This window comes from Sphingomonas abaci (assembly GCF_014199625.1).
Lineage (GTDB): Bacteria > Pseudomonadota > Alphaproteobacteria > Sphingomonadales > Sphingomonadaceae > Sphingomonas > Sphingomonas abaci.
In genome coordinates this window covers 1-6,045 of sequence record NZ_JACHNY010000030.1, presented here as the reverse complement: position 1 = coordinate 6,045, position 6,045 = coordinate 1, and the positions used below count along the sequence as shown (strand labels likewise).

The 6,045-nt window shown below is 62.1% G+C and carries 8 protein-coding genes; 4 read left to right on the top strand and 4 right to left on the bottom strand.

The window, feature by feature from the left end; translation table 11 throughout:
• Positions 1–143 precede the first annotated feature (143 nt).
• Both GGQ96_RS20970 and GGQ96_RS20965 read left to right on the top strand, forming a co-directional pair.
• The gene (locus GGQ96_RS20970; protein WP_246360763.1) at positions 144–290 is read left to right on the top strand and encodes a hypothetical protein; all 147 of its coding nucleotides are present in this window, start codon (positions 144–146) and stop codon (positions 288–290) included.
• A 128-nt stretch (positions 291–418) separates the two neighbouring features.
• Entirely contained in the window at positions 419–1,780 is a 1,362-nt protein-coding gene (locus GGQ96_RS20965) for a PKD domain-containing protein (protein WP_184117181.1), read from the top strand.
• A gap of 67 nt (positions 1,781–1,847) precedes the next feature.
• On the opposite strand, the gene GGQ96_RS20960 is transcribed toward GGQ96_RS20965, so the two are convergent.
• On the bottom strand, positions 1,848–2,435 hold the full coding sequence (locus GGQ96_RS20960) for a PIN domain-containing protein (protein WP_184117180.1): 588 nt from the start codon (positions 2,433–2,435) through the stop codon (positions 1,848–1,850).
• A gap of 157 nt (positions 2,436–2,592) precedes the next feature.
• On the opposite strand from GGQ96_RS20960, the gene GGQ96_RS20955 reads away from it, so the two are divergent.
• Positions 2,593–2,748 carry a hypothetical protein gene (locus GGQ96_RS20955; protein WP_184117179.1) on the top strand — a complete coding sequence of 52 codons (156 nt, stop codon included), beginning with the start codon at positions 2,593–2,595 and terminating at the stop codon, positions 2,746–2,748.
• A 246-nt stretch (positions 2,749–2,994) separates the two neighbouring features.
• Here GGQ96_RS20955 and GGQ96_RS20950 read toward each other — a convergent pair whose 3' ends face one another.
• The 3 genes from GGQ96_RS20950 to GGQ96_RS20940 form a co-directional block, all read right to left on the bottom strand.
• Positions 2,995–3,534, bottom strand: coding sequence for a helix-turn-helix domain-containing protein (locus GGQ96_RS20950; protein WP_122973185.1), 540 nt, complete (start codon positions 3,532–3,534; stop codon positions 2,995–2,997).
• Positions 3,535–4,022: 488 nt separating this feature from the next.
• Complete coding sequence (locus tag GGQ96_RS20945) at positions 4,023–4,472, bottom strand: hypothetical protein (RefSeq protein WP_184117178.1); 450 nt, start codon at positions 4,470–4,472, stop codon at positions 4,023–4,025.
• Positions 4,465–4,740, bottom strand: coding sequence for a conjugal transfer protein TraD (locus GGQ96_RS20940; RefSeq protein WP_184117177.1), 276 nt, complete (start codon positions 4,738–4,740; stop codon positions 4,465–4,467). The genes GGQ96_RS20945 and GGQ96_RS20940 overlap by 8 nt, the downstream gene beginning before the upstream one ends.
• A 189-nt stretch (positions 4,741–4,929) precedes the next feature.
• On the opposite strand from GGQ96_RS20940, the gene mobQ reads away from it, so the two are divergent.
• Positions 4,930–6,045 (top strand): MobQ family relaxase (gene mobQ / locus GGQ96_RS20935; RefSeq protein WP_184117176.1); only part of this gene is annotated, 1,116 nt, incomplete at its 3' end.

Here is a 6,045-nt window from a genome sequence, read left to right as displayed (position 1 = left end):
TCGCCGGCGGACCCGGAGCCAAGGTGGCCTGAGCCGCCCTGTTCGCTACCTGTTCAGCTTACCGCTGTCCGTGTCACAAACCTTGAGGTGCTCCCGACCAGAGCAGCGACTGGCGGGCGACCCCGGAGGCGCTGCGCCGCGCGGTGGACGCCTACAACGGGGCGAACCAGCATACGAAGGATCTGTATATCGAGCGGATCCAGCGAGAACCGCAGATGGCCCGCGCCGTGGACCAGCAGCTGCGCGACCGCGAGCTGGTCCTGCAACGCGATCAGGGCTTGAGCCGGTAAACCCTACCGCAGCCGACCAACATGGACATGCTTGCAACAATCTCTTGTAAGGCACTATTCGACGGGAAATCTAACGGGGGTAATAAATGATAAAATTGAAAAACCTTGCTTTGGCAGGAAGTATGACGTTGGCTGTCCTGCTTGCAGGATGTGGTGGCGATGAATCCGGCAGCGTAACCGTACCAGTGGTTACCACGCCGACACCGACGCCTACGCCTACGCCGACACCAGCCCCGACTCCGACCAATACGGCTCCCGTCGCCAATCCCGGCCCGAACCAGAACGTATTGACCAAGACGTCTGTAACCTTGGACGCCAGTGCTAGCGTCGATGCGAACGGGGACACGCTGACGTACAAATGGGCGTTCAAGTCACGGCCTTCGGGCAGTGCTGCGACCCTTTCGTCTGCAACGGACGCAAAGCCGACGTTCATGGCAGATGTTGCTGGTACCTATGTCGTGACCTTGATTGTTAACGACGGCAAGGTTGATAGTGCGCCTGTCGATGTCACGATTACGGCTACGGTTGCGAACGCGGCTCCCGTAGCAAATGCTGGCCCAGATCAGAATGTCAAAAACGGTGCTCTGGTAACCCTTGATGGTAGCGGAAGCAGCGATGCCAACGGTGATGCGCTCACCTATCAGTGGACGATGGATGCCCGTCCATCAGGGAGCACAGCAACATTGTCGTCCGCTACCGCTGCGAAGCCGACATTCGTTCCAGATGTTGCCGGAAATTATATCTTGTCGCTCATCGTTAGTGATGGCTCGCTAAAGAGCGTGGCAGATAGCGTGACGATTACGTCAAGCAGGGCTAACGCTGCGCCTGTTGCTAATGCCGGTAAGGATCAGAATGTCCCCACACGCTCGACTGTCACACTAGACGGGCGGGGCAGCAGCGATGCCGATGGCGATACGCTGAAATATGACTGGAATCTGACCTCCAAGCCCGCTGGCAGCACCGCGTCGTTGTCGACGAATACGCAATCGGTTACCAACTTTACCGCTGATGTAGCCGGAACCTATGTTGCTACGTTGGTTGTCAACGACGGGACTGTAAACAGCGCGCCTACCACCGTAGCAATTACGGCTGTGGCTCCCTCTTTGATGCTGTACAGAATCGATGAGTTCACGGGCCAGCAAGAGCTTCTAAAGCTGCCTTACACAACGTCTGCATCGCTTTCGAAGTCGCAAAGCTGTGTGGGTAACGGCTGTCCCACAACGGTGACTATCGATAAATTCAGATTTTCTGCCACTGGCGGCAGCTTTACCATCCAGAATGTTACGGCGGTTAATCTCACCACCGGCTCTAATGTCGCAGCCTCTTTTGAAGGCTTGAATAATGGTACGGTTGTATCAAACGGACAAGCTGTCAGCTTTAGCTTGCAGTCTGGCTTCACGCGTGGCCAAAGCGTAAATCTGCGCTATGAGTTTACGGTAAAGGAGACAGGTGACAAATTCTCCTACACGGTAGAACTCAAGACAAACTGACGCATCCAATAAAAACTAGATTAAGGCGGGGATTTCCCCGCCTTAATTTTTGAGAGAGTAAGTGGCCCTATTTTGGCTTTCGGATCGACATGGTGGCAACTTGGGGGTTGGCGGTGGGAGCCACGTCAACGATGCGCTGCCACACGTCTTCCGCGCTGCTCACGATCCCGCGCCGCTCGGCCAGTTCGAGGAAGGCGCGCGTGGTCAGCACGTCCGTCGCTATATCCAGCCCCGTCTCGCGCACGAAGCGCGGTATCTTGCCGTTCTCATAGACGATGAGGATGCTGGCATCGCTATGGTAGTCCACATAACTTCCCAGCCACTGCATGATCGCCAGTTCGCCGGAGTCCTTGGCGCGCGTGGTAGGATCGACGATGCGGGCCTTGGCGAATAGCCTGCCGATCTCGGTCGAGGCGACCAGCACCGGCGCGTTGCTGTCGGGCCTCTGCCCCGCATCGAGCCAGTCCTGTATTTCCTGCGCTCCGGGCTTGGTCATATCCTGCGTCGCCTCGAACGCGACCATATCGGCCACCACCACACGCCCGCCGATCTGGTGGAGCAGATGCAGGGCATCGGTCTGGGCCAGATGGATCAGCGGACCGGTGTCTGGCACGATCACGTCGGGCCGCTCGATCGGGGTTTCTACGTCGTCCATATGATCCTCACTGCTCGCTAGGGCTGTCGCCCTGGCGACCAAATAGGCGGGACCAAAACCCGCCTGTGGAAGTGGAAGGAAGGGGCGGGGGTGGCGTCTGCTCAACGTTCTCCACCATTTCCGTGGCGGCGACCGGCGTCCGCTCGGGGGACGAGCGTTGATCGGTAAGCAGACCGCGTTCAGCCATCTGTCGCCAGTGATTGCGATCGGCCCGGATGTCCTCGCGATCGGCGCGCACGTCATCCAGTTGAGAGCGGAGAAGGTCGATTTGCGCCTTCAACAGGGTGACAACCTCGTTATTTTCGGGGGGTAAACCAGCGTCAACCTGAGGGGTAACCTTACCCCTATCTTGGTTTACGGCAGGCCAAACCCTGAAAAGTTCGACTGGTTCGATCAACCATCCTCCACTTGCGTCTTTGACGGCAGAAATTCGCCCAGATCGAATGGCTTTGATGACCGATTGCTTGGTCAGCCCGACGTGCTTCGCCGCCTCTGCGGGGGATAAACTCATAGGGGCAACCAGCGTAAACCAGTATAGGGGTAAGGGGTAAACCTTGGTTTACGCATCGCCTAACCGTCCCAGCAAGGTTCCTGTGAGCGAGCCGATGCTTTGAGGTTCGTCCATTGGCCCCCGATCGGCGGGTTCGAGCATCGCAGGGAGGTCGGGTTCCATGCCGGGAAGAGACGGCTCGCTGGGGGGGGGCTCACCCTCACCTCCCGCCAACTGACGTTCGCCCGGGAACAGCCGAGGCAACTTCCTCAACGGCTCTTGCTGCCCCAGTTCGCCCCCGTCTGGCTGCTCACTTTCAGCGAGGATCACGGTCGCGCTGAACAGCGAGTAGCGTAGTCCTTCTCGCGGCCCATGCCACGCAACCCGATCGTTCACGACGTAGGCGTTCACGGTACCTCGGTCTCCGATCTGGCGGACTTCGATCCATCGGCCTTCCACGAGGTCCTGTATGGCGCGGACGATGGTGCGCCGGTTGCAGCCCATCAGCTTCGCCAAGACGGACTGGGACGCCACCACTGCGTTGTGCTGGCCGATCCGCGCAACGAGCACATGCAGCAGGGCAGAAGCGCGCGGACTTTTGACCGACATGCGCGCCCATGCCTCGTGGGTAGCCCGATCTGTTTGGACCCATGATCCGGGCGAAGAAGGGGCAGCCGGTAAAGTGCGCGTATCTGTCACAGGGGTGTGACTCCGGTGTCGAAAAACTGGACAAACACCGGTCGCAAAACGCGACTTACTTGTCAAGTTACAGGACAGACCTGTGACTCCTAGGAGTCACACCCCTGTGACTCCTAGGAGTCACACCCCCCCTCCATAAAGTATTGAGAAAAAAGGACATTTTTTGCTCTCTCTTCTAATGATCTAATGAGCGGCCACGCCCGACCGACGAGGCTGGTGGACGATCATTAGATCAGAGGGAACAGAAGAAGAACAAGGAACGCGGCTAGTCGCCGCGTGCGTTGGGATGTGAGTCCGCGCCGTCGCGATCGGAGCGCGTGTGGCGGGCATAGAGATGCTTGGCAGGGTAGAAGTGGGTTGGGGAGGGGGCAGCCCCGGAATCGCGCTGTACGGGCTTCCTAGGGGGTCTGCCGGGCCTGTAGCGGCACCCATCCGCCCTTGCAGGTATGGGTCTTGGCGTTCCAGCGACCGGCGCAGCCGTACAGGTGCTGCTCGATGACGGGTTCCTTGGCCCATCGGTAGGCGAGGGTCGCGGCGAAGATCACCGCCAGCGCGATCAGGGCGGCCCAGAGCCATTCCTTGAGCCGGTCGAGCCAGATGCCCGTACTGGCCCGCTGGAGCGCCGCTGTGGCGCGTTGCAGGTCGCGAACCTCCGATCCTACCGTCCGGCCCCAGTCGGCCCTCTGGCGGGCGTCCTGCTCGATCTGGCGGGCCAGTGCGCCCGCCTCTTCCGCGATCCCCTCGGCCCCGGCGCGGCGCATGGCGTCGAGCAGGGTGCGGTAGTCGGTGTGGGGATCGCCGGAGGGCGGACCTGCGTCGAACTCGGACGGGTCGAAGGGTTCAGCCATCGGCGGGGCCACCCCGGAAGGTCCAGCCCTCGAACGCCTTGCGATCCTGATCGCGGCTGATCCGGTCCATTAATACACTCAGCCGCTTTTCCCATTCCGCGTCCTTCATCGCGGCATCGATGAGCAAGCCGCCGAGGATGATCTTGCGGCGGGCATCGGCCTTGCGATCGAGGGCGGAGGCGCGGGCCTGAAGCGCCTGTAACCGGGCCTTGGCCTGATCGACCCGCTGCTGGGCCTTCTCGATGGATTCGAGCGTCGGGCGCGCCATAGCTTCTCCGCATGAAAGCACGAACGCGGGGCGCCATATCGCACAATCACGAACGACGCCACCAGAACGACCGTAGGGAGAGAATGGCGCACTTATGCAAACTTGCGTTTGCGTGCGTCGGGGCGTAGCCCCGAACCCCAGCGGGCTGTCGCCCGCGCCATGTTGCCACATGGCAAGGAGTGCGCGGCGATGGCGAGCTTCCATCTTGCGGTGAAGACGGTAGGCCGGTCCGCCGGTCGCAGCTCGACGGCAGCAGCGGCCTACCGGGCGGGCGTGGAGATCGCGGACGAGCGCACCGGCATCGTCCACGACTACACCCGCAAGCAGGGCATCGAGCATCGCGAGATCATCGCTCCCACCGATGCGCCCGACTGGGTGCAGGACCGGGCGGCACTGTGGAATGCCGCCGAGCGGGCCGAGACGCGCAAGAACTCGACGGTCGCGCGGGAATATGAAATCGCGCTCCCGGCCGAACTGTCGGCCGACGAGCGGCGGACCCTGACGCTCGACCTCGCGCGGGAAATCAGTGAGCGGCACGGGGTGGCGGTGGACGTCGCGATCCACGCACCTGGTCGTCAGGGCGACCAGCGCAACCACCACGCGCACCTCCTGACGACGACGCGGCGGATCGGCGCGGAGGGGCTGGGGGAGAAGACGCGCGAACTGGACCAGAAGACCAGCGGGGAGATCGAGCGCTGGCGGGCGCGGTTCGCGGAGATGCAGAACGCGGCGCTGGAACGGGCGCAGTCGCACGAGCGGGTCGACCACCGCAGCTACCAGCGGCAGGGACGCGAGCAGGAAGCGACGGTGCACATGGGGCCGAACGTCGTGGCGATGGAGCGTCGGGCCGAGCGGCAGGCACAGCGCGAGGGACGCGACTACGAGCCGGCGACCAAGGTTGGGCAGCACAACGCCGGCGTCATCGAGCGGCGGTCCTTGCGCCAGTATATCGACCGGGGGACGGAGTGGCTGCGCGACGTGGGGCAGCGGGTGTCGCACCGGTTGCACGGGTTCGCGGCGACGTTGAGCGGCGCGGTCGATCGCGATCGGCGCGAGGCGGCGGACGCGCAGCGCCGCGAGCAGTTAGCCGCCGAACGTGCCCGCGAGGTCGCGCAGGAGCGCCAGCAGGCGCGCGAGCGGGAACAGGTGGCCGAGCGGTTCAGGACGATCGCGGCGCGGCGCGAGGCGGGCGCCCACGGCTATGGCGACCAGGGGGCACCTCAAGGTTTGTCATATGGACAGCGGCAGTCGGAACAAATGGTCAACAAAAGCCTGAGCGTTGCCGCAAAGTATATTAAGTTTCGT

Coding starts and splice junctions, on each gene's coding strand:
- GGQ96_RS20950 (WP_122973185.1), bottom strand. CDS start 3,534: ATGTCGGTCAAAAGTCCGCGCGCTTCTGCCCTGCTGCATGTGCTCGTT.
- GGQ96_RS20945 (WP_184117178.1), bottom strand. CDS start 4,472: ATGGCTGAACCCTTCGACCCGTCCGAGTTCGACGCAGGTCCGCCCTCC.
- GGQ96_RS20940 (WP_184117177.1), bottom strand. CDS start 4,740: ATGGCGCGCCCGACGCTCGAATCCATCGAGAAGGCCCAGCAGCGGGTC.
- GGQ96_RS20960 (WP_184117180.1), bottom strand. CDS start 2,435: ATGGACGACGTAGAAACCCCGATCGAGCGGCCCGACGTGATCGTGCCA.